Source organism: Hymenobacter glaciei (assembly GCF_039539585.1).
GTDB classification, from domain to species: Bacteria; Bacteroidota; Bacteroidia; order Cytophagales; family Hymenobacteraceae; genus Hymenobacter; species Hymenobacter glaciei.
In genome coordinates, this window is record NZ_BAABDK010000032.1 from 1 (window position 1) to 23,764 (window position 23,764).

Sequence of the window (23,764 nt, forward strand, 5' to 3'; positions counted from 1 at the left end):
ATAAATCCAGCGTGCAGGCCATCGAAAAGCGTATTTAAATCGGAAAAATACTGCGTAACATCAGTAAGTCTGATGGCAGTCAAACTATAGGCATTAAGCGAGAAGTGAAATTTGGTGCTGTTGTTGTGCCTGAGATTTCAGTAGAAGTCGGAGTTAGGAGAAATGAACCAGAAGAGTAATGCAAATAACAAAATCAGTATCGGCACAGTACAGCCGATAGCTGTAAAACGCTCTTCATTTATTTTTGTATTTATAGTGTGCCTAACAGTAGCAATAGGCTTTGTAATTTCGAACAAAACCGGTTATTGGATTGGACTAATAATTGATGCAACCCTGTTCTTGTATACATATTTCAGGACAATCAACACTGTGAATGTGTTTATTTGTGACAAAAATTTTATAATAGAGCATGCATTTAAGAGAATAGTTGTGAAAGAATTTTCGCTCTTCAAAGGAATTGAAACTTCCTATTTTTATTATAGGATTGTTTTTGAAGACGGCACTAAATATTACTTTTATCCAAGCCTAAAAGGTGTTTGGAAATCTTTTATAAAAGATAGTCAAGGCTACTCAAACTATGTAAGAGGATTAATGCGCATAGAAGGGAGAGAAAGCAACTGATTTTGAACCAGCAGTTCACTTAACATTATATATGTATGAGAAGTGTTTTAATTCTATTGGCTCTCGTCATCGCATTTACTTCTGGGGGCTGCACTTCGGCAACAGAATCAAAAGGAGTGAATGATGTACTGGCTTTCTACGGGGGTAAAGTAGTGTACGCGAGAGGCATGTCGTCATCAACAGAGGGCAAACTGCAAGGTCAATACTACGAGCTTAAACTTAGCGGCGTTGCCAACAAACTGTCGAACCACTTTTCAACCTTTCAGCTACCAGCTTCCAACTGTGCATATTTGTTCTTTCACGCCTTATCACCCACCGAGAAGAAAACCTACGCCTATATTCGTGTCAGGATTGAAGCGGAAGGAGGAGGCCCTACCTACGCATTTGCCTCCCAAGACCTTGCACTGGCAGAACGAGCGATGTCGTTAGTGACATTCGCTGTCGAAGACCTGCACACTAAGAAGTATGATGATTTTTTAAACCTAGGTAACCCACGCGTCTTTACTAAGCAGGCAATCGGAAAATTTAAACAAAATCTAGCAGCCATCGACCAACAATACGGTCCTGTCAAGGCATTCAGTTTACAAGGGTTTAAGATGGTTCAGCATAATTTTGCCAAAGGGCCTCATCAGTTAATTCAGCTAGCTGGAGTATTGATACGGGAAGGAAAAAATACGGATTTTACCTTCATAATAGACCCTAATGCTTCGCCTAAAAGCAAGTATCTATATGGCTTTCGATTTTCAAAAGAATAATTGCAATAGTTAGAAATGGTCCTTTACTACCGTTCTGACAATGGCTTTTAATCAGTCACTGATATAATAAAATGGGTTACTGACAATTTATGCTAGGACTATTAATGATAAAATATAATGGTTCTTGTATTACCTGATATAATTCATTGTATTTATACAATAATGGACGATGATAAATAATCTGCCATCATCAAAGAAAGACTACATAGAGTAGAGCTGCAAAGTGCGACAGAGACCGAACTCAAGCACCACCTGAGCACCAAAAAGCAGGCGGTCTTGTCGAATCGCAGCACCGACTTCTGGAAGACGCTCCGGGTCTGGGGCGCTTGGTTGCAGCAGAAGCTGGGGAGCCAGGGCGCATCTGGGTGGGCCTGCTTGCGAGGACTGCGGCCGGGCTGAGTTGCATTCCTGGCCGGTTGCGGTGACGATTTTTCCAGTTGCTACTCGCTGCTACATTCTGGCGCTAGTCGCCCTCCACGAACGCCTCACCCCCCGGCCCCCTCTCCGAAAAGAGAGGGGGAGCTAGTGCTAGCCTAACCTTTAGCATAGCCTACTGCTAAAAATTAGTCCCCCTCTCCTTTTTGGAGAGGGGCTAGGGGTGAGGCGTTCGTGGAGGGCGACATGCGTTAGAACGCAACAATGTTGCCCTGGTAGCTACTCACGGGTGCAGCGGGCCGTGAGGCTCAGGCGGGCATCGGTGTACACTACCAGGTAGCTGCCGCGGGCCAGCGCTCCCAGGCTGAGCGGTGTGGCTGTGCCGCCGGTGGTGGGCTGGGCGGTGGCCACGCGCTGGCCCAGCAGGTTGTACAATGCCAGGTGGGCTTCGGTGCCCGAACGGGGGGCTCTACCGTCCGCTGGCCGGCGCTGGGGTTGGGGAACAGGCCCAGCGGCTCGGCGATGGCGCCGGTGGGTATGTTGGCCGTAAACAGGAAAGAAATAAGCCGGGCCGCCTCACTCACCACCGGCGGCAGCCCGGCAAATCCCTGGATAATATTACGGGCCGTCGGGGCTGGGCTGGGCCCGGAAAGCGGCTTTTATTCGCGCAATCGTTGCCGGGAACGATGCCGTTTTACGGCTTGAAAACCGTGTGAAAGGAAGCCAGTCGGGCTAATGAAAAAGAACGGTCATGCAGAGCGCAGCGAAGCATCTTGCCCGCCACCACTAATCCGGCTGATTGAGTTAGTGACTGCGGGCAAGATGCTTCGCTGCGCTCTGCATGACGTGCTGGGTAAACGTTCCTCCGGCTCTAATATCCTTTCTACTCCTTCTCAAACAACGCCGACACCCAGCTGCGCAGGGTGCGGTGGCGCTGGTAGCGCAGGCCGTGCTTGCTGGCCTCGGCCTGAATTTTCGGGAGGTCCTCCTCGTAAAAGCCGCTGAACAGGATGGGGCGGCCGGTGGGCAGCAGGCGGGCGTACTCGTGCATGTCTTCGAGCAGCACGTTGCGGTTGATGTTGGCCAGAATGAGGTCAAAGGGCTCTTCGTTGGCGAGGGTCTCGACGCCGCCCAGGCGGCACTCGATGCCGTGGCACTGGTTTTCGGCGGCGTTGTCGCGGGCGTTTTCCACGGTCCAGGGCTCGGTGTCGACGGCCAGCACCTGGCGGGCGCCCAGCATCTCAGCCATGATGGCCAGAATGCCGGTGCCGGTGCCCATGTCCAGCACGCGCAGGCCCTGGTGGCTGACGTCGAGCTGGTTTTCAATCATCAGCGCGGTGGTTTCGTGGTGGCCGGTGCCAAACGACATGCGCGGCATAATCACGATGTCATAATCGACGCCGGCCGGCTCGGGGTGGAAGGGGGCCCGCACCGACACCCGCTCGGCGATGATGAGGGGCTGGAAGTTCTTCTCCCACTCGGCGTTCCAGTTCTGGCGGGTGATGGTGCGGTGCGAGTGGCTGAGCTCGCCCTGGCCCTCGTAACGGCTCATGATTTCGGCCACCGCGTCGGGGTTGAACACGTCTTCGGTGGTGTAGGCCTGAAAGCCCTCGTCGGTGTCCTCAAAGGTGTCGAAGCCCACTTCGGCCAGCTCGGCCACCAGAATGTCGGCCAGCTCGCGCGGGGCTTCCACAGTCAGTTCAATAAAATCCATCGAGGGAAAAATAACGGGTTGTAAACCACAAAAGTCGCAAGAAATGCTGCAACGAACGGAAAAGCAGCTTCTGTGAAATCAGTACATATAATTATTCAGACTTTACTTTGTCCATTCATTGCCTCACTCTTTACTGCTCATGCTGCAAACTTTTCGTCCTTTCCTGATTGCCTTAACCCTGGCCAGCGGCCTCACCGCCTGCGGCAACAAAGACAAAACCGTCGAGCAAACCACCGAAACCACGGCTACGGTTTCGGAGACGCCGGCCGCCGCACCCGCGGCCAGCGAAACCACCGCTACGGCCGATACAGCTAAAGCCGCTACGTTCGACATCAACACGGTGCCGGTTACCAGCGCCGAGCTGGGCACCTTTCCCTACCTCAGCCCGCTGAAAGGCTACAGTGTGAACACGAGCAACAGCGAGGAGTACGACTTCGAACGCTCCTACGTGTACGACGGAAAAAACCTGGTGCCCGTGGAAGGCAAGGTTTCGCAGCGGCTTATTGACGAGGATAGTGGCGAGAAAAAGGCCTCGCAACTGATGATTCAGCGTAACTACGAGGACCTGCTGAAGGGCCTAGGGGCCGTGAAAGTGAGCTCGAGCAAGGTGGCGCAGGCTGCCATCGACAAAATCGGCTCGGACGAAGCCTACAAGCACGGCAAGTGGGTGCTCAGCACCGACTACGTGACGGATACCTACGTCATCCGCCAGAAAAACAAGGAGGTATGGACGCAGGTGACGCCTCTGGGCAGCGACGGCAACTACGCCATCAACGTAACGGAGCGCGCCGCCATGCCCCAGCAGGCCACCATTATGAAAGCCGACGAGTTAAAAAAAAACTAGATACGGAAGGCCGGGCGACGCTTTACATCAATTTTGACACCGACCAGGCACACATCAAAGCTGAATCGGAGCCGGCCGTGGCCGAAATCGTGAAGCTGCTGCAAGCCAGCCCCGCCCTGCGGTTGAGCGTGGAAGGCCACACCGACAATGCCGGCAAGCCCGCCCATAACCAAGCACTGTCGGAGGCGCGGGCCCGGGAAGTAGTGCGAACTATCACCACCCAGGGCATTGCCGCCGACCGCCTGCAAGCTGCCGGCTTCGGCCAAAGCCACCCGCTGGCCGACAACGCTACCGACGAAGGCCGCGCCAAAAACCGTCGCGTCGAGTTGGTGAAGCGCTGATTTTAAGGTGGGGGTGCGGGGGCAGGTGAACGGCGCAAGCGCTGTTAAACTTCGCGATGTAGGGGCGGGGTCGTACCCGGTAGGGCTTGCCCCCGCCCGTCGGTGAACAACTGCCGCCAACGCCTTTTCAAGCGGTTCAGGTGGCCGGGCGGGGGTAAGCCCTACCGGGTACGACCCCGCCCCTACATCGCCAGAACTCAACAGTTCTGGGGCCGGGGGCACAGGCAACCACCTGAACACCAATCGAGTTCAGGAACATGCCCCAAACTTTTCGCTTTTCTGGCCATGCGACGCGCCCGACCTTTGCGCCATACCTCATTTTTTAGTCACTGTAAACCCACAAGTCGAACACTATCAGCACAAATTGGCCTACGAGATGGACTCGGCCGACCTCTACGAAGCCCTGCAACAGGAGGCCGTTATTGTCGTCATTGATGCACGCAAAGAAACCGCTTATGCGGCCGAGCATATACCGGGGGCGTGAGCTTTGGGCGCCGCTTGATGAACGAAGAATCGACGTGCCGCCTCGACCGCAGCAAAGTATACGTCACGTACTGCGACGGCATCGGGTGCAACGGTTCCACCAAAGGCGCCCCCAAGCTCAGCTAGCTCGGTTTCCAGGTGAAAGAGCTGATAGGCGGCCTCGACTGGTGGAAGCGCGACGGCTACGCCACCGAAGGCACCCACGCGGCCGGGCAAGTGGTCGGCGCGGACGGAGCAATCGAGTGTAATTGCTGAAGCAAGCTGGCGGGAATCAGGAGCTGTTTGGGTTAGCTGGAATCGTCGGCGGCGTACCCCGAGTTGGTTATTTGGTCCGCTCGAGCCATTTTGATAGGACTTACGCACTGGTTGGCATGAGCGCGGCGATAAGCGGATTTTGCAGGAGTTGGCGCAGGTACGGCGCCTATTGCTGCTGGTGGGCCTGCCAGATGGTTTGGGCCGTGTGACGGGCAAACCGCCGCCGCGATAACTGCGCCAGGTAACAACAAGGGCGGTGGTTGCGCTGGGCTTGGGCCTTGCAGCATGGGCATTTCTCTGAGCCGGTGAGTTGCTTGAAGCTGCGGTGAAACTTCTCCACCTGCCAACGCATCGGCACCGCGTCGATGACAAGTGCGAACCCGCTGAATACTAGTGTGCCACCACTAAGCGCTGCGTGGAAACTGCCTTGCCGGCCTGCACTTTCACGAAGTACGTGCCGTTGGCCCAGCTGCTGGTATCGAGCGCGTGGCTGTGGCCTGTTGTCGTAGCGCTGCTGAGTTGGCGGCCCTGCAGGTCGTACACCGTAATCTGGGCGTGAGCGGGGCCGTTGGCGGGCAGCTGCACGCGCACCAGGTTGCTGGTAGGGTTGGGGAACAGCTGCGGCGCGAAGGTGGCTTTCGCCGGGCTGGTGGCCGAGGCGGTAGTCGACGTGAGTCGCAGCATCCAGGTTTGACGGGCCGCCAAGGCGGGCAGGGCGACGGCCCAGCTGCTAAAGCCACCTTGCGCGCTCAGCGCAACCGAGCCGGCGGCCTGGCCCGAGTACAGGTCGGTAACCTGGTACTGGCCCGGGGCCAGCGTCGACAGGGCCATGGAAAGAGTGGGAGCACTCACCGCCGCGTTGCTGAAGTTCGACACCACCAGCACTGCCTCCTGGTTGAACACCCGGCCGAAGGCGAGCAGGCTGCTGGCCGACGCCGTGAGAGGCAGCAGGTAGCCTTTGCGCAGGGTGGACTGGGCTTTGCGCAGGCCAATTAGTTTCTTGTAGTGGTTGAGCAGCGAGGCCGGGTCGGCCTGCATGGTGGCCACGTTGAACTGCCCGTAGTTGGCGTTAACCGAGCGCCAGGGGGTGCCCGTGGTGAAGCCCGCGTTGGTACCCGACGTCCACTGCATGGGCTTGCGCTTGTCTTCGTCGGGGCCACTGCCCAGCAGGCCCACTTCTTCGCCGTAGTACAGGAAGGGCACGCCGGGCAGGGTCAGGTACAGGGCGGCGGCCTGCTTCATCAGGTCCTGTTTGCCACCCAGGGCGCCCAGCGCCCGGTTTTGGTCGTGGTTGGTTAGGAAGGTGGCGTATTGCAGCTTGGGGTAGGTGGCATCTACCACCGCGAGCTGGCTGCGCAGGGAATTCGGGTTGCCCGAGGCAATGCTGTTGAGGATAGCCGTGGCCAAATCAAACTCGAAGCAGGCATCCAGCCGGTCGTTGGTGACATACGGGGCCACCCGCGACGTCGTCGACCACGCTTCGCCTACCGTGAAGGCGTTGGGGTTAACGGCGCGCACCGAGTCGTGGAATTCCTCCAGAAGGTCCAGGGTTTCGGGGGTGTCTTCCAGCGTCGGGCCGTTTTCCACCAGGTACTTCACCGCGTCGAGGCGGTAGCCGTCCACACCCTTGGCTAGCCAGAAGCGGGAGGCGTCCCACATGGCGGCTTTCAGCTGTGGGTTGCGCCAGTTCAGGTCGGGCATGCCGTCCCAGTAGATGCCGTAGTAATAGCTGCCGTTGCGTGGGTGCCACACGTTCTGGCCCCAGGGCCCCAGGTAGTCGGGGTTGGTGGCCGACCACCGAAACCAGTCGCGGTAGGGACTAGCCGGGTTGCTGGCGGCTTGCGTAAACCACGGGTGCTGGCTCGACGCGTGGTTCAGCACCAGGTCAATAATTACCTTGATGCCGCGGGCGTGGGCCGCCGCCAGAAACGCCTCAAACTCGGCCATCGTGCCGTAGTCGGGCTCGGTGGCCTTGAAGTTGGTGACGTCGTAGCCGTGGGAGCTCGGCGACTCCATCATCGGCATCAGCCACAGGCCGGTTATGCCCAGGTCGGTGGTGGTGGCGGGGTTGCCGTCGTTCAGGTAATCCAGCTTGGCGGTCAGGCCCGCAAAGTCGCCGCGCCCATCGCCGTTGCTGTCGTAGAAGCTGCGCACGAACACCTCATAAAATACGGCATCGTTCCACCAGTACGTGCTATAGCTAGTGGGCGAGAGCGTGTTGTTCTGGCAGGTGCCAAAGGCCAGGGCGGGCGCGGTGTTCACGGCGGCAGTGGCGTTCAGCTCGCGGTGCAGCGTGCCGGTGCCGTCGTCGGTGCCGCAGGCCGCGGGCACGGTTTCGGCCGCGCTCAGCACGTTGCCGTTCACAAACCGGTACTGAAACCGCGTGGGAGCGGGTAGCGAAAACTGCACGTCGTAGATGCCGTCGCCGTTGAGGTCGCGCAGCCGGATGGCGGTGGCGTCGCCGTTGGCCCCGTAGCCGGCCAAGGCCTGAAAGTTGCCCACGACGTGCACCCCGCTGCTGGGTACGGTGCGGCCCCGCATGTCGACTTGCAGCTTCACTTGCGGGTTGCAACTGCCAAAGCCCACGCTGGGCAGGCGCAGGGCCGTGGCCCCCAGGCTCAGTTGGCGGTTCAGGTTGCCCCCGCCATCGTCCAGGCCGCAGGCCGGGCCGGGCTGCTCGGCCCCGCCCCAGCTATTGCCGTTCACGAATTTGTAGAGGTACACGCCTGCGGGCACGTTCACCGTCGCTTCGTAAACCCGGTCGCCGTCGGGGTCGGTGAGGACCGTCGTGGCCGGGTTCCAGTCGCCGGGGAAGCCTGCCGTGGCCTGGAAATTGCCGGCTACGTGCAAGCCGCCGGTGCCCACAGCTTGGCCGGTCATGTCGACGCGGAAGGTGAGGGGAGTGGCTTGTCCGGCCAGTGCCGCGCCCAGGAAGGTAAGCAGAAAGAGGTGTTTCATGGGTGGGTTTGGAATTCGAGTGGGGCAGCGGTGGCTGCAAAAGGAATGAGTTAATAACAGTTGGTACTCAGGCGGTCGTGGTCTGCGCTAAAAGCAACTGGTGAGCCTGCTGCCGGACCCAGCGCAATGTTTCAGCATCGCCAGCACGCGGTGGCTTTGCTGGTCGTGCCGGAAAACAGGTTTACACGCCAGCCTCGGGCAGCTACCCGGCCTTGCCGGGGCCGAAGTGCTGCTGCCAGGCTTCCTCCAGCCAAGTGCTGCTCAGCTGCGGGTTCACCAGGCCTAAGGCGCCCACGCACCCGCTGCCGCACAAGGCCCCGTATTGCAGACATCTTTGCAGGGGCTGCTGGTAGAGAAAGCCGTAGAGGAAGCCGGCGAAAAAGTTGTCACCAGCCCCGTTGCTATCCACCACGGCGGGCGCCGGCACGGCCGCTTGTTCCAGCCACTGGCCCTGGGCGGTGAGCAGGGTGGCGCCCGCCGCGCCGTGGGTACACACCACGAGGCGCTTGCCCGCTGCCCGCAAGTGCTGCATCACGGGCCGGTAGTCGGGCAGGTTATCGGAGCTGAGGTGGATGTACTGGGCGGCCGCGATGAAGGGCTGGTGGTAGGGGTTGTGGCCGTCGTAGTCGTGCAGGTCGGTCCAGATGGGATGCGGATAGCCGCGCAGCAGCGGAATCATCGCCTGGCAGTAACCGATGATATTCAGCACCAGGCACTCGCTGTTCTGGATAAGCCCCGTTACCTCGGCGTGGTCGAACGCCAGCGTTGGCGAGGACTGCGTGATAAACAGCGAAATGCGCTGGCCCCGGGCATCCATCAGGTTGATGTGGCGCTCGGTGCCGGCGGGGTCCAGCACGTAGTGGGCCGCCACGCCCTGCGCCCGCAAATCGGCCACGATGTGGCGGCCATACGCGTCGTCGCCCACGGCCGAATACAGCGTTGCGGGCATGCCCAGCTTCGTCAGGGCCAGCGCTTTGCCCGCGCCGGTAGAGCCCGTGCCTTCGTGAAAAGGAGCCCGGTGAATGGTCTGCGGCCGCGGGGCCGGCAGCTCGGGCAGGGTCACGATGTGGTCGAAGGTGGTACCTCCCAGGATGAGCGTGCGCAACATAGAACGGGGTGAAAAAGGGGGTAAAAACGAAACGTGAGCGGACGCCCCGACTTAGAGCCTATCCGAATAGGCTTAAAACAATCGGTCATGCAGAGCGCAGCGAAGCATCTCGCGTGCTCAACTAACTAATTACTACCACACGCGAGATGCTTCGCTGCGCTCTGCATGACCGCCTATATTGGATAGGCGCTCAGCGCAGCTCCCACACCAGGGCGGTGTACGCCGGCACGGTGGCCGTTTGCAAGTCTGATACCACGGCCTCCGTGAGCACGTCGCGGGCGGCGGTGTAGCCCTTCAGGCGCTCGGCAAAGCGGTTCAGCGGCACCGTTTTCGCAGTCGGGTTGCAGTTCAGCATCACCAGCACGGTGTGGCCCTGCTGGTCGTGGCGGCAATAGGTATACACCCCGTCTTCGGGCACGAAGTGGGTCAGCTGGCCGGTTTGCAGCACCGGGTGGGTTTTGCGGTAGGTGGCCAGCTTGCGCACGTACTCGTGCATGTCGTGCTGGGCCGGGGTGCGGCCAGCGGCCGTGAAGGCGTTTTTCGGGTCGGTGGGCCAGCCGCCGGGGAAGTCTTCCCGCAACAAGCCGTCGGGGCGGCTGAAGTTCTTCATCAGCACCTCGGTGCCGTAGTACAGCTGCGGAATGCCGCGCTCGGTCAGCAGCCAGGCCAGGGCCATTTTCTGCTTGCGCACGTCCTCGCCCAGCTCCGAAAACACCCGGTCCACGTCGTGGTTGTCCAGAAAAATCACGTTGCGGCTGGCGTCCTCGTACATCCAGTCGCCCTGCACGGCGTAGTAGAGCTTGGCAATGCCCTCGGAGAAACCCTGCGGCTTGGTCAGTCCCTCCAGCAGCGCATAGCGCAGGGTAAAATCGATGGCGCCGGGCAGGTTGCTCTTGAAGCCGTTGACGGGCGGAAACACGTTGCGGGTCCAGAACGCCTGCTGGGCCACGCCCTCGGCTTCCTGCATCCAGGTTTCGCCAAACATGCCCAGCTGCGGATACTCGTCGAGAATGGCCTTGCCCCAGTTCATCAGAAACGTGGGGTCGGAGTAGGTGTACGTGTCCACGCGGTAGCCATCCACGCCGGTGTACTCCACCCACCACAGGAAATTCTGGATGAGGTAGGTGGCCACCAGCGGGTTTTCCTGGGCCGGGTCGGGCATGGTGGTATCAAACATGGTGGTGCTGAATATTTTGCGGTCCAGCGCCGACACGTGCGGGTCGTTCACCGTCCCGTTGCGGTAGTTGCCCCGCGTGAAGGTGGGCCACTGGTGAAACCAGTCCTTCGCCGGCTGGTCGAGCCAGAGGTAGTTGAAGCTGCCCATGTGGTTGAGCACCACGTCGTGAATCACCTTCAGGCCCTGCTCGTGGGCGTGCTGCACGAAGCGCACGTAGTCCTCGTTGCGGCCGTAGTGCGGGTCCACGGCGTAGTAATCGGTGAGGGCGTAGCCGTGGTAGCCGGCCTTGGGCATGTTATTATCGACCACCGGAGTGGGCCAGATAGCCGTTACGCCCAGCTCTTTCAGGTAGTCGAAATGGTCTTCAATGCCCTTCAAATCGCCGCCGTGGCGGGCGTACATCGAGTCGCGGGCCAGGCCAGGAGCCCGGTTGCCCTTCACCATGTCGTTGGTTGGGTCGCCGTTGGCAAACCGGTCGGGCATGAGCAGGTAAATGAAGTCGGCGCTGCTGATGCCCTGCACCTTGCTCTTGTCGCCGGGCGTGGTGCGGGCCCGCAGCTCGTAAGCGTAGGTCGTTTTCCGCTGGCCCTTGAAGGTGAGCTGCAGCTTGCCCGGCTGGGCGCTGGGGCTAATGGTTAGGTTGACGACCAAGTAGTTGGGGCTTTCCAGTCGCTGAAAGCCGTCTAGCGTGACGCCGGGGTAGCTGGCCAGAGCCACTTGGCTGGCGGCCAGGCCCGGCCCGTGCACCAGCAGTTGCAACTTCGGGTTTTTCATGCCCACCCACCAAAACGTGGGGTCGATGCGGCTGATGGGGGGAACGCCGGGGCCGGCAACGAGCGGGGCCGCCGAGGCAGGGAGGCAGCTGCCAGCAAGCAGCAGCAGCACGAGGAGCAGTTTGGCAAAGGACATAAAGCGGAAAAACAGTGCGGCACCAGTGGCCGCCGGGTGGGAGAAAAAAGGCGTCCCGCCTCGACCGGCCGGAGCCTCATCGAATCAGGTTGCCAAACCTCGCTCCCTGCTTCTCGCGAAGCGCCCCACTTTTCAAAGCCCGCGCATTAGCCCTGGCGATACCATGCAAACCCCTATTGGTTAGAAATTTATCGATTCACGAATGTGGTGCCTCTATCCGAAAGTGGTGCTTCGGCGGCTGGGGCGTCCGCCCGAACAGCGGCCGGGGGGTACCGCCCTTGCTCCCGGCCGCCCACCTGCTGGCCGGCCCAATCCGGGTGGTTTGCCCCAGCCCCAACTGAGCGCCTACTCCTCGCGGATGCCGCTGAAATACTCGCGCGGCGTTTGGTCGGTTTGCTTTTTGAACGCCCGGTTGAAAGCGGTTTTCGAGTTGAAGCCCACCTCCAGGGCTAGGGCCAGCAGCGTGTACTGCCGGGCCTGCGGGGCTGCCATCACCTGCTTAAACTCGTCGACCCGGTAGGCGTTGACGAAGTCAAAGAAGTTTTGGCCGAAGCCCTCGTTGATGACTTTGGACAGCACGTGCGGCGGCAGCTGCAGCCCCGTGGCCAGCTCGTGAATGGTCAGACTCGGGTTGAGGTAGGGCTTGTGCTGCCGCATGTAGCCGGCTACGGTCGCCTGGGTAGCGGGCAGGTTGAGCGAGCCCGGCGCACGGGGCGGGCGCGGCACTGCTGGCAGCGGTGCCGCGCCCGCCCCGGCTATTTCGGCCACGACAGGCAGCGGCCCCGGAGTGGGTGCCCCGGCTACCTCGGCCCTAGCCGGCAGTGCGCCCGGGGCCGAGGTAGCCGAGGCCGGTACCAGCCGGAAAATTTCGGGCTGATGCAGCACCACGTAGCCCAGGAAATAGGGCAAGGTGGAAAACGCTAGCCAAAGCAGCCCTTCGGTACGGGCCGCCAAGGTGTACACGTCGAACGCGGCCCAGTGGCTGGCCAGCACCCCGCCAAACAGGAAACCCCACAACACCAGGCACACCGCCTGAATGCCCAGCACCGTAGAGAGGTAACGCAGGTTCTGGGCGTACGACACGCTGGCCTCGTACTGCCGGGTGTAGGCCCGGATAACCCGGCGGCACGCCAGCCAGTAGGCCGCGTTGGTGAGCAGTGCCACCAATCCGGTGGCCAGCAACACGGCCCGCAGCCCGGTTTCGTGGCTCACCAGCCGCAGCTGAAACTCGTAGCTGTCGAGCAGAAAGTACGGCAGGTACACCAGCAGCTGCAACGCCGCGGGCACCAACTGCAACCACTGCCGCGGCCGCGGTGCCTCGTTGAACAGCAGCCGGCGGATATAGCCGTAGAACAGCGGCCCGTAGAGAAACCAGATGCAGTCCGGCACCAGCATCAGCTGCGGGTAGGCATTGGCCACCGCGCGGTCGCTGCTGACTACCGTGAGCAGCGTGCAGCCAGCCCCTAGGCCCAGCAGCCAGAGCAGCCAGCGGTTGGCCGCCCGGTTAGCCTGCTGAATGCTGGGAATGGCAATCAGCAGCAACACCCCCTGGAAGCACGAGAACAGCAGGAGCAGGTCGTAGAGCGAATAGAGCTGGAAGGTGCCGGTCAGGTCTTCCCAGCTTTGCACGCGCACTTCCACGTCGCCGGCCTGCGCCTGCTGGCGCGTCGCCACGCGGTTGGCCCGCACCTGCCCGTGCCCGCTGCCCTCAATGGCCGCCCAGCTGCCCCGCGACACTTTGTATTCGAGCCGGGCCTGCCCCGTGCGCAGCGTGAGGCCAAACAGACCATTGGCCTGCCGCCGAAACCGGTAGCGGGCATCGGCGGGCTGCCAGTTGTTGAAGGACCCCACCAGGTACAGCGCCGCATCGCCGGGGGTATTGGTCGGCAAACTGGTGAGAACGAAGTGATAGGCTATCGGCCGCGGCACCGTATCGCCAACAACCGGGACGAGCGGCCCGGGCGGCGAAGCCGTCTGCCCGGTCCCAGGCACACTCACTACCAGCAGTAAGGCGAAGAAGAAACTAAATCGGGCCCGGGCAAACGCAAACACTGGTTAAGGGGTATCGGTGATAGGGGCCGCAAATTAGGCGCATAGACGGTAGGTGATAACCGCGTTGCTTACGAAGCTCAGCTCCCTTGGCCATTTCGTAAACTTTGGCTCGTAGACGGGTTACATGCACTCGCTCGGTACTGCAGTAGCTTGCGGGGCATTCGGTATCGGGCCGCTGCTGGCAGTTCATGCAATAGAACGTCTTTTTGATGCTCTACCTTGCGGAAACGTTTGATACCATCTATTCTATGCGCTTCCTCTGGCTATTTGTATCCAACGCGGCATATTACTACGCCTTGTTTTTCCTGCTCATTCTGAAGGGACCTGTCGTTTCCATTCTACAGCTAGCCTATGGGCTGCTGCTGGTGGCTGTTTTTCCGCTGTTTTGGACTCTTCTCTTTACGGCCATCTTGTTTGCCTATTCCAAGCTGAAGGACAATGTGCCCCTTCGGCTTGACGCCTACATCGTGGTTGGTCTTGTCGTTGCGCTCGACCTGCTGTATGCCTCCGGCTATGCCCAACGGTACTTCTCCACGGCACTAGTCTGCGTCACGTTGGTAAAAATGGCCACAGACATTTTCCTGGTTCTCCGGTATCGTAAGCCGTCACTTCTTGCCACCTAGAGGCGCCCAATAGAAGCACTAGCAAGTCTCCGGCTCCTCGGCTTCTAGTTCACAAAAAACGTCCGAAGGTAAACGCTCTCCAACTAGTGAAAGGAGCGCAAACCCAAACCGGCCTTGGGGCTCTGCTGCTTCAAAACGGTTTTACCCGCTACCCGATTAGGTCGCTGGGATGGCGGAGCGGGCGGTGCCACAGGTCCGGGTGGGTCGGTTGGGGGAAGGAGTCTTTGCCCAGCTGGCTGGTTGACCGCTACCGACGGGTTGGCGTAGCGCCCGCTTTGCTTTCCCGGGACGAAATACCGTGGCTCAGAATGTCCGATGGATGGCCCTGGCTGGTAGTATCGTGCCGATGCCTTTGTCCTCGTAATCCACAGGAAATGAATGCTTCGACTTCGCTCAGCATGACGACCGGTTTGCTACGGTTGCTTTTGTTCGACCGCTCTGGTGCGGTTCAGCCCTCACCCGTTGCTCATGACGGACGCGGCTTGCAGCACCGGCACCGTGGCCGGTTCGGCGGGTAGCGGCAGCACCACATTCGCCAGCGCCTTGAGGTCCAGGTCCGGCACAAAGCCGTCACACACGGTGAGAATACTGAACAAATAGCGCTTCAGCTCGGCGGGCTCCGGCTGGCCTGGACGCAGCGCGGCCTGCACGAGGTGCAGAGACAAATCGGCCAGCACGAATTGCTTGCGCTGGTTGAGGTCGCTGGTCGTCACCGCCGCGGCTTCCGTCAGGCTATGCGCTTGCCGAACGAGGTCCAGAATAGCGTCTTGCATACTCAAATAGGTAGTGAAGAGAGGAGAAAGCGGCGCCGTGCGGTGCCGCTGCAATGTGGCAAAGCTAAAGCGGTTTCCAACTAACCCAAACAGTCTTTAAAGTGATTTTGCCCCCGCTTTGTCAGGCGCCGATGCCGCGCCACAATCGGCGGCGCAAGTCGCCGTCGTTGCGTAGCACCGCCTGGATGGGCCAGTAAGCCGAGGCGGTGACGATAGTCGCCAACGTGATGCGCGCCCACCACCACGGCAGGAAATACAGCGCTGCCGCCGTGGCGATGGTGGCAAAGCTCATGAGCGTGCTGGCATTTTTTTTGTTGCCAAAGTTCACCACCTTCAGCACGGGCTTGGCTTGGTAGAGGCTGCCCCATAGCCCCAGGCTGGTGAGCGCGCACGCGCTGAGCGGCAGCAGCCCCAGCAACGGCCAGAACGTGCGAGGGAAAAACGCCAGGAACACCGCCGTCAGTAGGCAGTCGAGCACCACCACCGGCAGCACCAGCCGCAGGTACAGCACCAGCACCCGGCGGGTGAGGCCCAGGCGCTGCACTTCGTTGGCGGCCAGCGTGCGCATAAAGCCAAACAGGTTGTTATTGGTGTAAGTGAAGCCCACCATAGGCGCCAGCGCCAGGTAGAAAAACGATTGGGTCTTCAGCTTTCCATTATCTTCCAAACCCAGCCGCGTGAGGCCCAGTATCACCACTTTGATGATTACCCCCATCAGCAGCAGCACCCACACTTTCCGGAAATAGGCGCGGTGCTCGGGCGAAAGCCGCGCCAGCAGCTGGCTCGAAGCGGTTGGCGTAGCAGCGGGTACAGCCTCGTCGGGCAGGTAGCGGGCGCTGAAGTACGGCCCCAGCCAGTACAGCTGCACCACGCCCAGCAGCCAGGGCAGCCCGGCCATGCCCACGCCCAGCGCCGTATTGTAGCTGGCTTCGGGGTGGGCCAGCCACCACAGCATCAGGCCCAAGCTGGCCAGGTGGGCCAGCATGAGCGGGTGCCGCCAGCGCCGTAGGGCCACCAGCAGCCGCAGGTTGAAGCTAAACACGGTGGCTCCCAGCACCAGCAGCAGGCTGAAGCCCGGCACCAGCGCGTGGCGCGGGGCGATGGCCATGGCCACCAGCAGCGTGGCTACCACCAGCATGCGGCGCAGCGTTATCAAATCGAGCAAAAAGGCCGCGCTCACATTCCAGCGGGCCGATAACGGGAAATGCTCGGGCACTACCCGCGCCACCGGCCGGAGCGAAGGCATGAAATCGACGAGCAGGGCCGAGGCCAGCCAGGCGGCATTCAGGCCCACCAGCAATTTGGGCAGGAAATCGGCCGTTTCGTGCAGGGAATCGGAGTGATTGAGCAGAGTGCCAAAACCTGCGCCGTAGGCTATCATCGTAGCCAGCAGCACCAAGGCCGTGGTGCGCTCGCCAGCGTCGGTGGGCCACAGCACATCCAGCAGGCGGCGGCGCAGCAGGAAGGGCAGCAGGCGGCTCAGCTGGCCGGCGGGGGCGGGCGCTAGCGTTGCGAGGTCAGCCATGTCAGGTCCTGGGCTTGGTTGGTGGCAGGGTGCAGCAGCTGGAGCAGGGCATCGCCGAGGGCGGCGCGCTCGCCGTGCGAGAACTCGTCCATGGTGCCCCAGAACTTCACCTCGCTGTCGTCAATCACGAGCAAATGCGTGGCCAGCTGTTCGATGTGGCCCAGGTTGTGCGACGAAATAAAGGTGAGAGCCTGGGGCTGGTAGCTGCGCAGCAAACTCAGCACGCGGTCGGCGGCAAACACGTCGAGGCCGTTGAAGGGCTCGTCCAGAATCAGCAGCTCGGGGCGGTGCAGCAGGCAGGAGGCAATGGCCACGCGCTGCTTCATGCCGGTCGAGAAGGTGCTCAGGCGCTTGCGGCACACGGTGTCGTAGTCCTCGAGCAGGTGGGCCAGCAGGCTGCCAATGCGCGCCTGGGCATCGGGCAGCTCGTAGATGCGGGCCACAAACTGCAGGTACTCCTCGGCGGTGAGCTCCTCTATCAGGTAGCCCTGGTTCACGAGCGCGCCCATGCGACGCTTCACGGCCACCGGGAAGGTTTCGCCCAGCGCTTCGCCGTCGATGATAATCTGGCCCTGAGAGGGCAGCAGCACGTTGGTGAGCAGGTTGAAAAGCGTGCTTTTGCCCGCGCCGTTGCGGCCCAGCACGCCCACGCACATGCCCGGGCCGGCCGTCAGGCTCAGGTCGCGCAGCACCGTTTTCGGCCCGAATGACTTGGTAATGTTTTGTAAGGTTAACTCCATGGAAAGGCCGAAGAGGGGTAAAAACAGAACGTCAGAGTGAGACTATGTGCCTCACGCGTGCTGTGACAATTTAATCGTGGCTACAACGAAATCATTACACAAGTTGGGTGCGGGGCTCGCCCCCGCCCGTCGTTGAACGGTTCGTAATTGAATCGTTCAACAACGGGCGGGGGCGAGCCCCGCACCCAACACCCCAGAAAACCAATTACTGCTTGCAGCCGGCAAATGAGCGCACCGTGGTATAGTGAATGCTGAAATCGGCCCGGCTGCGGTCCGTGACCACCAGCAGCACGTAGTCGGCGAAGTCGCGGGCGGGGGCATCGGCCCACAGGCCGGGTTTGTCGGCAAACAGCTTGTTGTTTTCCTTGAACACCAGCACGTCAGCAAAGGCCTCTTCCGGCTCCACGTACACCGTGCCGAAGCAGTAGCCGCGCCGCGCCGGGTCGGTTTCGAGGTACACCGAGCCGAAGATTTTGCAGGGCTCCAGCGGGCCGGCTACAGGGGCTTTGGCGGGCGCGAACGCCAACAGGAAAGCGAGGAGGAAGGAGAGCATAAGCAGCAGGCTAAAGCACCGTAGACAGTAGCACGAACTTTACAGTTCGTGTCCCAAACGACAATCGCAGGAATGGCGCCGGGGCACGAACTGCAAAGTTCGCGCTACATTTTGCGCAGCCTCTAAAACGACTGAATAATGGTCGTGAAGTCGGCTGCTTTCAGGGCCGCACCGCCGATGAGGCCCCCGTCCACGTCGGGCTGGGCAAACAGCTCCTTGGCGTTCTGGGCATTGGCCGAGCCGCCGTAGAGGATGGTGGTGTTCAGGGCGGCTTCGGCGGTGTAGGCGCGGGCAATGCGCTCGCGGATGAAGGCGTGCACCTCCTGCGCCTGGGCGCTGGTGGCGGTGCGGCCCGTACCAATGGCCCAGATGGGCTCGTAAGCCACCACCACCTGCGCAAAATCCTCGTTGCTGAGGTGGAACAGGCCATCGGTGAGCTGCTTGCCGATGTAGTCGAAGGTTTTGTCGGCCTCGCGGGTTTCCAGCGACTCGCCCACGCAGAAAATGGGCTTGAGGCCGGCGGCCAGGGCCGCTTTCAGCTTCTGGGCCAGCAGGTCGTCGGTTTCGTGGAAGTACTGGCGGCGCTCCGAGTGGCCCAGTATCACGTAGTCGCAGCCCACCGAAACCAGCATGCGCGCTGATACTTCGCCGGTGAACGCACCGCTTTCCTTCTGGTGGCAGTTCTGGGCCCCGAGGTAAAAGCCGCTTTCAGGCAGCTGCTGCTTCACGCCTGCCAGGTAGGGGAAGGGCACGCACAGCACCACTACGGGCGCGCCGGGCGCGGCCACAGCCGGCCCGGCCTGGGCAGCAATTTCGGTTACCAGGGCCTGGCCCTCGGCGTAAGTCAGGTTCATTTTCCAGTTGCCGGCAACAAGTTTCTGGCGCATAGTCAGGTGGTTCGGGGGATGAGGGAAGTTGGAGCCCGCAAAGCTACAGGGCAAACCGGTGTTGGCGACGGACGCTGGGGCGAGGTTGACCCTCGTTTGCCCCGTCCCCTGCCACAAACAAAACCCCCGCCGAATCCGGCGGGGGCTTGTGGGCGAAATGGGGAAAGAAAAAGCTTACTCCATGCTCAGGATTTGCTCATGCGGTAGAAGCGCACGTAGTCGACCAGCATCTGCTGGGGAAAGGGGGCTTCGTCGATGCCCTTCAGGCCGCCCCATTCGCCGCCCACGGCAATGTTGAGCAGCAGATGAAAGGGCTGGTCCCAGGGCCAGGTTTCCCAGCCGGTGCCCTCGTTGCGGTGGGCGAAGTAGAGCTGGCCGTCAATCTGGGCCGTGATGGTTTCCGGCGTCCATTCCACCGAGTACACGTGGAAAGCCGTGGTGGCATCGGGCAGCTTGGTGATGCCAGTTTTTTGGGTGTTGATGCGGAAATAGTACGCCTTGCAGTGCGTGGTGGCATGAATCACGTTCGGGTCGTAGCCGACATGCTCCATAATGTCGATTTCACCGTTGTCGGGCCAGCTGTGGTTGCCGTAGGGGTTTTTATCGGGCAGCATCCAGATGGCGGGCCAGGTGCCACGTGCGGCGGGTATTTTGGCCCGAATCTCGAAGCGCCCGTAGAGCTGGCTGCCGCCCTTGCCGCGCGACAACAGCCGCGCCGACGTGTAGGGGTTGCCGGCGACCAAGGCTTCCTTGCGGGCTTCGATGACGAGGTTGCCGCCTTCGACGCGGGCGTTTTCGCGGCGGGCTTTGGTGTAGTACTGCTCTTCCTTGTTTCCCCAGCCGCTGCCCCCTACGTCGTAGCCCCATTTGGTCGAATCGGGCAGGCCGGTGTAGTTAAACTCGTCGCTCCAGGCCAGTTTTTTGAAGGTGTACTGCGCAGGAGCCGGCGGGTGCGGCGCAGCCCCCCCAAAGAGACGGCTCAGCAGCAGGATGCCCGGGAGTAAGGTTGAAATCATAGACGGATTGAACGTGAAAAGCCGGGCCGGCCAAAAAGCGTCGGCCCAATTCCCATCGGGGGTAGCCGCGTCTGGTCTCACCGTGCCAGACGCAGCCACCACCCTATCCAGCAGGTTGTTTTGTTCCCACCAAGCTTCCTGCCGGAATAACAGGTAATCAATTCATAAATACTGTAAGCAGTGGGGATTACTTGTACTGGAGGTAGCGCACGTAGTCCACTTCCATTCGCTGCGGAAAGGACGTCGAAGTACTGGGCGGGCCCAGGAAGTCGCCGCCCACGGCCACATTCAGAATCATGAAAAACGGGTTGTTGAACGGGTAGGAACCCCCATTCACGTCGCTGGGCGTGAAGGTGAAGTAGGGGTTGCCGTCCAGGAAAAACCGCATCTGGTCCTTGCTGCGCACCACACTGAACGTGTGGAATGAATCGGAGAAGTTGCCGCTGGGCAGCACCTGGTCAGGGCTGCCTTTCATGGAGCGAGTGCCCGAGGTATTAGCAAAGTGCATGGTGGTCAGCATTTTGTTGGGCTCCTGGCCACGCAATTCCATGATGTCAATCTCACCGCACTTGGGCCAGTTGTTCTGGTCGATGTCCGAACCCAACAGCCAGATGGCGGGCCAGATGCCCTGGCCCTGCGGCAGCTTGGCGCGCACATCAATGCGGCCGTACTTGAAGTTCTGCTTGCCCTTGGTGAGCATGCGCGCCGACGTGTAGTCGCGCCCGCCCTGGGCCTGGCGCTTGGCCTCAATCACGAGGTTGCCGTTGTTGATGTAGGAATTTTCGGCCGAAGTGGTGTAGTACTCCAGTTCGTTGTTGCCCCAGCCGCCGCCGCCGGTGTCGTAGCCCCACTTGGCCGGGTCGATGGCATTGCCCGCGAACTCATCATTCCACACCATTTCGGTATACGAGGAGTAGTCACGCGCCTCAGAGTTGGTTTCCGCCGCCACCGGGATGGGGTCGGGCGTGGGGGTAGCCTTCTTTTCGGTGCAGGAGGCCAAACCCAGGGCCAGCACAAAGCTGGCCTGGGCGAAGCCCCGCAGAACGGATACAGATGCGAGGGGATTTTTCATACTAACAGCAAGTAGATAGGTGCCCGTTTGGTTGGGGCAAGCGCAATAAGCTAATGATTCAATTACTTAACTACAAACTTCATAGTGAACACCAGCGAGCCCGTGGAGCTGCCAGCGCGCAGCAGCATGTGCTGGTTGTCGATTTCCAGGATGCGGTAAATGCGGTCGGGCGCGTCTGTCACGCCGATGACCGGCATGGGCGTGGCCGGGGCCAGCTCGAACTGCGCCTTGCCCGCGCCCGTGGCCGCGCCGAAGGTGAAGGTGGTGTTGTTGGTGCGCGGGGCCTGGCAGCCGCCGCCGCCCGCCACGAAGGTCTCGGCAAAGGCGTTGTATTGTAAGACGTTGCCGGAGGTGAAGGTGAACTCATCGTCGGCCTGGCAGGCGGGCAGGCTGCCCGCAGCACCGCCGGCGTAGTAGCCCGTGGGGTCGGCATCGCTGGGGCCTACCACAATGGTGGCCGCTACGCTGTTATCCAGCTTCCAGGTGCGCGACGAGCCGCCGGTCAGCAGCTGCTTCACGCGGTCGATGGCCGAGAGCTGGGGTACGTAGGTGACGACCGTGAAGGTGCCATCGGGGTTGGTGCCGCGCAGGCGCAGCGTGGTGGCCGATACCTCCAGAATGTCGTAGGTTTTGTTGGCCACCGAGTCCGTGAGGCCAATAAACGAGCCCTTGGCCTGCAGGACAATCTGGCCCAGGCCCGCGTTGGGCTTGTAGATGAAGGTGGAGTTGGGCGTGCGCGCCTTGCCGCAGGTGCCGTTCGAGAAGGTTTGGCCGGTGGCCCCACCCGCGTCGTAGCTGTAGTTGTAGTTGCTGGCGAAGCTAAACTCGTCGTCGAGCTGGCAGGCGTTCAGGGTTGCGCCGCTCGTCGAGCTGAGAACGGTGGTACCGTTGGCTGCCAGGCGCACAATGGCCCCGGGCTGGTTCGAGATGGTCCAGGAGGTGGCGCCGCTGCCGCTGCAGGCCGTGAGGCCCGCGAAGCCCGCGTTGGTGCAGGGCGAAGGCACCACCACGCTCTGCGAACTAGTCGACGAGCCGCCGGCTCCGGCCGAGGTGAGCTGCACCTTGTAGGTGCCGCCGCGCTGGTAGGTGTGGGTAACGTCGGTAGCGGACGACACGCCCGTGCCGTCGCCAAAATCCCACTGGTACAGGAAGCCGTTCTGAGTCGTGTTCTTGAACGTAACTACCGTTGGGAATTGGGTGGTGTTGACGGTGTAGGTGAAGCCAACCGCTGGAATAGCGCCTTCGAGCTCGGCATCTTCGCCGATTTTTTTGCAGGAAGCCAGCAGCAGCGGGGCCGACAATAGGGCGAAGGCTGCCGCGCGTATGATGTTTTTCATGAGGAAAGTGATGCGGTGGGAAAGTGAAAAAGAGAACCCCTGGGGCCCGCCTCCAACCGGGTTGCAGCCCGGGCGGGGCGGGCCCACGGCCCGGTTAGTAGCCAGGGTTTTGCTTCAGGCCGGGGTTGGCGTCCAGCTCCGATTGCGGAATGGGCAGCACCAGGTTTTTCTCGGTGGGGATGCCCCGCGTAATGCCCAGCGTTTTCAGGTAGTTGGCCTGGGCCGTCATCACCGGTATCAGGCCGTATTGAGTGCCGTTGTAGCGCTTCAGGTCGAACCAGCGGTCGAACTCAAAGGCCAGCTCGTACTTGCGCTCGCGCAGCACGGCCGCCGTGAAGTCGGGCACGTTGGCCATCAGGTCCTTCGCCGAGGCGGCATCAATGGGCAGGCCAAAGGCCCGGCGGCGCACTTTGTTGATGGCTTCCAGGCCTTCGGCATTGGAGCCCACGGCTTCGGCCAGAATCAGGTACATTTCGGCCAGGCGCAGCACGGGCACGTTCAGGGGCGAATCCCAGATGTTGGTATTCACCTTGCCCACAAACCACTTCCGCACGTTGTAGCCATAGGGCGAGCCCGTGGCCTTGGCCGACTGCGTTTTGCCGTCCGGGAATACGTCGCCGGGCACCCAGACGGAGGCCGCTTTGCGCGTGTCGCCGGCTTCGTAGCCGTTCACGAAGTCGGGTTCCGGAATGTTGAAGCCGTAGCCGCTGCCGGGGGTCTGGTTGGCACCGCGTGGGCCGAAGAATTCGTTCATTGACGAGCCCACGTTGTTGCGGTCGTACTCGTTGCGGCCGTTTACGAACTGAATCTCGAACAGGGATTCCTTGGCGTTCTGGTTTTCGTTGGCGGGCTTGAAGTTGTCGGCGTAATTGGCCCACATCGTTTTGCCCGAGCCCGTTATCACCGACCGCGCTTGTACCGCAGCTTCGGCCTTTTTGCCTTCGGTGATGTACACTTTGGCGAGCAGGCCGGTGGCGGCCCACTTGGTAGCGCGGCCCAAATCGGCGCCGGCATACGAGCCCGGCAGGTTGCCGATGGCCGCAATCAGGTCCTTTTCAATCTGAGCGTACACCTGCGCCACCGGCGTGCGGGGAATGTTCACCTCGGCCGGAGTGGCGGGCGGCGTCGTGAACAGGGGCACGTCGCCGTACACCCGCACCAGGTCGAAGTAGAACTTGGCCCGCAGAAACTGCGCCTCGCCCAGGCAGCGGCTCTTAATGGCGGGGTCCATGTTGGCAATGCCCGGCACCTTTTGCAGCACCAGGTTGGCGCGCTGCACGCCGATGAACGAGCCGCCCCACAGGCGGTTGACGACGAAGTTGGTGCTCGGAATGCTGAACGCCTCCATCTGCTTGTATTCGATGCCGTCGTTGCCATCGTCACCGCCCGTCACCGAGTTATCGGCCATGATGTCGAAGGCCCACATGGCGGAGTTGTACTGGCCTTCCTTGGTCAGCTCGCTGTAGGCTGCATTGGTGGCCTGAATGGCATCCTGCTGCGTTTGGTAAAAGTTCGCATCCGTTATCTGGTCAACGGGGGCTTCTTCCAAAAACTTCTCGCCGCAGCCAGTCAGCAACCCCAGGGAAAGCAGAAAAGCGGCGCAGGTGAATTTTGAGATAGTCATGATACTAGAGGTGGGAAGTTGA

General features: G+C 60.9%; 20 protein-coding genes and 1 pseudogene. 5 read left to right on the forward strand and 16 right to left on the reverse strand.

Annotated features, from left to right (window positions below):
- Positions 1-162 precede the first annotated feature (162 nt).
- Positions 163-621, forward strand: a complete 459-nt coding sequence (locus ABD837_RS20965) for a hypothetical protein (RefSeq protein ID WP_345058518.1) — start codon at positions 163-165, stop codon at positions 619-621.
- Positions 622-656: 35 nt separating this feature from the next.
- The gene (locus ABD837_RS20970; RefSeq protein WP_345058520.1) at positions 657-1,376 is read left to right on the forward strand and encodes a hypothetical protein; all 720 of its coding nucleotides are present in this window, start codon (positions 657-659) and stop codon (positions 1,374-1,376) included.
- 654 nt (positions 1,377-2,030) lie between these two features.
- Here ABD837_RS20970 and ABD837_RS20975 read toward each other — a convergent pair.
- Positions 2,031-2,186 carry a hypothetical protein gene (locus ABD837_RS20975; RefSeq protein WP_345058521.1) on the reverse strand — a complete coding sequence of 52 codons (156 nt, stop codon included), beginning with the start codon at positions 2,184-2,186 and terminating at the stop codon, positions 2,031-2,033.
- Between the two features lie 448 nt (positions 2,187-2,634).
- On the reverse strand, positions 2,635-3,465 hold the full coding sequence (prmA, locus tag ABD837_RS20980) for a 50S ribosomal protein L11 methyltransferase (protein ID WP_345058523.1): 831 nt from the start codon (positions 3,463-3,465) through the stop codon (positions 2,635-2,637).
- A gap of 139 nt (positions 3,466-3,604) precedes the next feature.
- On the opposite strand from prmA, the gene ABD837_RS20985 reads away from it, so the two are divergent.
- Complete coding sequence (locus tag ABD837_RS20985; protein WP_345058525.1) at positions 3,605-4,309, forward strand: hypothetical protein; 705 nt, start codon at positions 3,605-3,607, stop codon at positions 4,307-4,309.
- Positions 4,192-4,650, forward strand: coding sequence for an OmpA family protein (locus ABD837_RS20990; protein ID WP_345058527.1), 459 nt, complete (start codon positions 4,192-4,194; stop codon positions 4,648-4,650). The genes ABD837_RS20985 and ABD837_RS20990 overlap by 118 nt, the downstream gene beginning before the upstream one ends.
- 904 nt (positions 4,651-5,554) lie before the next feature.
- Here the strand turns inward: ABD837_RS20990 and ABD837_RS25070 are convergent.
- The 5 genes and pseudogenes from ABD837_RS25070 to ABD837_RS21010 form a co-directional block, all read right to left on the reverse strand.
- Positions 5,555-5,737: pseudogene (locus ABD837_RS25070) on the reverse strand (IS701 family transposase); the annotation flags it as partial.
- Positions 5,738-5,778: 41 nt separating this feature from the next.
- The gene (locus ABD837_RS20995) at positions 5,779-8,346 is read right to left on the reverse strand and encodes an alpha-amylase family glycosyl hydrolase (protein WP_345058529.1); all 2,568 of its coding nucleotides are present in this window, start codon (positions 8,344-8,346) and stop codon (positions 5,779-5,781) included.
- A 202-nt stretch (positions 8,347-8,548) separates the two neighbouring features.
- A complete protein-coding gene (locus tag ABD837_RS21000) occupies positions 8,549-9,454 on the reverse strand; it encodes a carbohydrate kinase family protein (RefSeq protein ID WP_345058531.1) in 906 nt (301 codons plus the stop codon).
- A gap of 190 nt (positions 9,455-9,644) precedes the next feature.
- Positions 9,645-11,540 carry a glycoside hydrolase family 13 protein gene (locus ABD837_RS21005; protein ID WP_345058533.1) on the reverse strand — a complete coding sequence of 632 codons (1,896 nt, stop codon included), beginning with the start codon at positions 11,538-11,540 and terminating at the stop codon, positions 9,645-9,647.
- A 345-nt stretch (positions 11,541-11,885) separates the two neighbouring features.
- Positions 11,886-13,430, reverse strand: a complete 1,545-nt coding sequence (locus tag ABD837_RS21010) for a helix-turn-helix domain-containing protein (protein WP_345058535.1) — start codon at positions 13,428-13,430, stop codon at positions 11,886-11,888.
- Between the two features lie 368 nt (positions 13,431-13,798).
- On the opposite strand from ABD837_RS21010, the gene ABD837_RS21015 reads away from it, so the two are divergent.
- Positions 13,799-14,215 (forward strand): hypothetical protein, encoded by a 417-nt coding sequence (locus ABD837_RS21015; protein WP_345058537.1) that lies wholly within the window; start codon positions 13,799-13,801, stop codon positions 14,213-14,215.
- A gap of 455 nt (positions 14,216-14,670) precedes the next feature.
- Here ABD837_RS21015 and ABD837_RS21020 read toward each other — a convergent pair whose 3' ends face one another.
- From ABD837_RS21020 to ABD837_RS21060, 9 genes are all read right to left on the reverse strand, one after another.
- Positions 14,671-14,988 carry a hypothetical protein gene (locus ABD837_RS21020; RefSeq protein WP_345058539.1) on the reverse strand — a complete coding sequence of 106 codons (318 nt, stop codon included), beginning with the start codon at positions 14,986-14,988 and terminating at the stop codon, positions 14,671-14,673.
- Between the two features lie 121 nt (positions 14,989-15,109).
- The gene (locus ABD837_RS21025; protein WP_345058541.1) at positions 15,110-16,513 is read right to left on the reverse strand and encodes a hypothetical protein; all 1,404 of its coding nucleotides are present in this window, start codon (positions 16,511-16,513) and stop codon (positions 15,110-15,112) included.
- Positions 16,492-17,253, reverse strand: a complete 762-nt coding sequence (locus ABD837_RS21030) for an ABC transporter ATP-binding protein (protein WP_345058542.1) — start codon at positions 17,251-17,253, stop codon at positions 16,492-16,494. Before ABD837_RS21030 ends, ABD837_RS21025 begins: the two co-directional genes overlap by 22 nt.
- Positions 17,254-17,458: 205 nt before the next feature.
- Entirely contained in the window at positions 17,459-17,806 is a 348-nt protein-coding gene (locus ABD837_RS21035; RefSeq protein WP_345058544.1) for a 7(1) septoil knot domain-containing protein, read from the reverse strand.
- Positions 17,807-17,928: 122 nt separating this feature from the next.
- The gene (gene tpiA, locus ABD837_RS21040) at positions 17,929-18,693 is read right to left on the reverse strand and encodes a triose-phosphate isomerase (RefSeq protein ID WP_345058546.1); all 765 of its coding nucleotides are present in this window, start codon (positions 18,691-18,693) and stop codon (positions 17,929-17,931) included.
- 185 nt (positions 18,694-18,878) lie between these two features.
- Positions 18,879-19,709, reverse strand: a complete 831-nt coding sequence (locus ABD837_RS21045; RefSeq protein ID WP_345058547.1) for a glycoside hydrolase family 16 protein — start codon at positions 19,707-19,709, stop codon at positions 18,879-18,881.
- A gap of 187 nt (positions 19,710-19,896) precedes the next feature.
- Positions 19,897-20,781: a glycoside hydrolase family 16 protein gene (locus tag ABD837_RS21050; RefSeq protein WP_345058548.1), complete on the reverse strand. Its 885-nt coding sequence runs from the start codon at positions 20,779-20,781 to the stop codon at positions 19,897-19,899.
- 62 nt (positions 20,782-20,843) lie between these two features.
- Positions 20,844-22,118, reverse strand: a complete 1,275-nt coding sequence (locus ABD837_RS21055) for a PKD domain-containing protein (protein WP_345058550.1) — start codon at positions 22,116-22,118, stop codon at positions 20,844-20,846.
- 94 nt (positions 22,119-22,212) lie between these two features.
- On the reverse strand, positions 22,213-23,742 hold the full coding sequence (locus ABD837_RS21060; RefSeq protein WP_345058552.1) for a RagB/SusD family nutrient uptake outer membrane protein: 1,530 nt from the start codon (positions 23,740-23,742) through the stop codon (positions 22,213-22,215).
- Positions 23,743-23,764 lie beyond the last annotated feature (22 nt).

Coding starts and splice junctions, on each gene's coding strand:
- ABD837_RS20965 (WP_345058518.1), top strand. CDS start 163: ATGAACCAGAAGAGTAATGCAAATAACAAAATCAGTATCGGCACAGTA.
- ABD837_RS20970 (WP_345058520.1), top strand. CDS start 657: ATGAGAAGTGTTTTAATTCTATTGGCTCTCGTCATCGCATTTACTTCT.
- prmA (WP_345058523.1), bottom strand. CDS start 3,465: ATGGATTTTATTGAACTGACTGTGGAAGCCCCGCGCGAGCTGGCCGAC.
- ABD837_RS20985 (WP_345058525.1), top strand. CDS start 3,605: ATGCTGCAAACTTTTCGTCCTTTCCTGATTGCCTTAACCCTGGCCAGC.
- ABD837_RS20990 (WP_345058527.1), top strand. CDS start 4,192: ATGGACGCAGGTGACGCCTCTGGGCAGCGACGGCAACTACGCCATCAA.
- ABD837_RS20995 (WP_345058529.1), bottom strand. CDS start 8,346: ATGAAACACCTCTTTCTGCTTACCTTCCTGGGCGCGGCACTGGCCGGA.
- ABD837_RS21000 (WP_345058531.1), bottom strand. CDS start 9,454: ATGTTGCGCACGCTCATCCTGGGAGGTACCACCTTCGACCACATCGTG.
- ABD837_RS21005 (WP_345058533.1), bottom strand. CDS start 11,540: ATGTCCTTTGCCAAACTGCTCCTCGTGCTGCTGCTGCTTGCTGGCAGC.
- ABD837_RS21020 (WP_345058539.1), bottom strand. CDS start 14,988: ATGCAAGACGCTATTCTGGACCTCGTTCGGCAAGCGCATAGCCTGACG.
- ABD837_RS21025 (WP_345058541.1), bottom strand. CDS start 16,513: ATGGCTGACCTCGCAACGCTAGCGCCCGCCCCCGCCGGCCAGCTGAGC.
- ABD837_RS21030 (WP_345058542.1), bottom strand. CDS start 17,253: ATGGAGTTAACCTTACAAAACATTACCAAGTCATTCGGGCCGAAAACG.
- ABD837_RS21035 (WP_345058544.1), bottom strand. CDS start 17,806: ATGCTCTCCTTCCTCCTCGCTTTCCTGTTGGCGTTCGCGCCCGCCAAA.
- tpiA (WP_345058546.1), bottom strand. CDS start 18,693: ATGCGCCAGAAACTTGTTGCCGGCAACTGGAAAATGAACCTGACTTAC.
- ABD837_RS21045 (WP_345058547.1), bottom strand. CDS start 19,709: ATGATTTCAACCTTACTCCCGGGCATCCTGCTGCTGAGCCGTCTCTTT.
- ABD837_RS21050 (WP_345058548.1), bottom strand. CDS start 20,781: ATGAAAAATCCCCTCGCATCTGTATCCGTTCTGCGGGGCTTCGCCCAG.
- ABD837_RS21055 (WP_345058550.1), bottom strand. CDS start 22,118: ATGAAAAACATCATACGCGCGGCAGCCTTCGCCCTATTGTCGGCCCCG.
- ABD837_RS21060 (WP_345058552.1), bottom strand. CDS start 23,742: ATGACTATCTCAAAATTCACCTGCGCCGCTTTTCTGCTTTCCCTGGGG.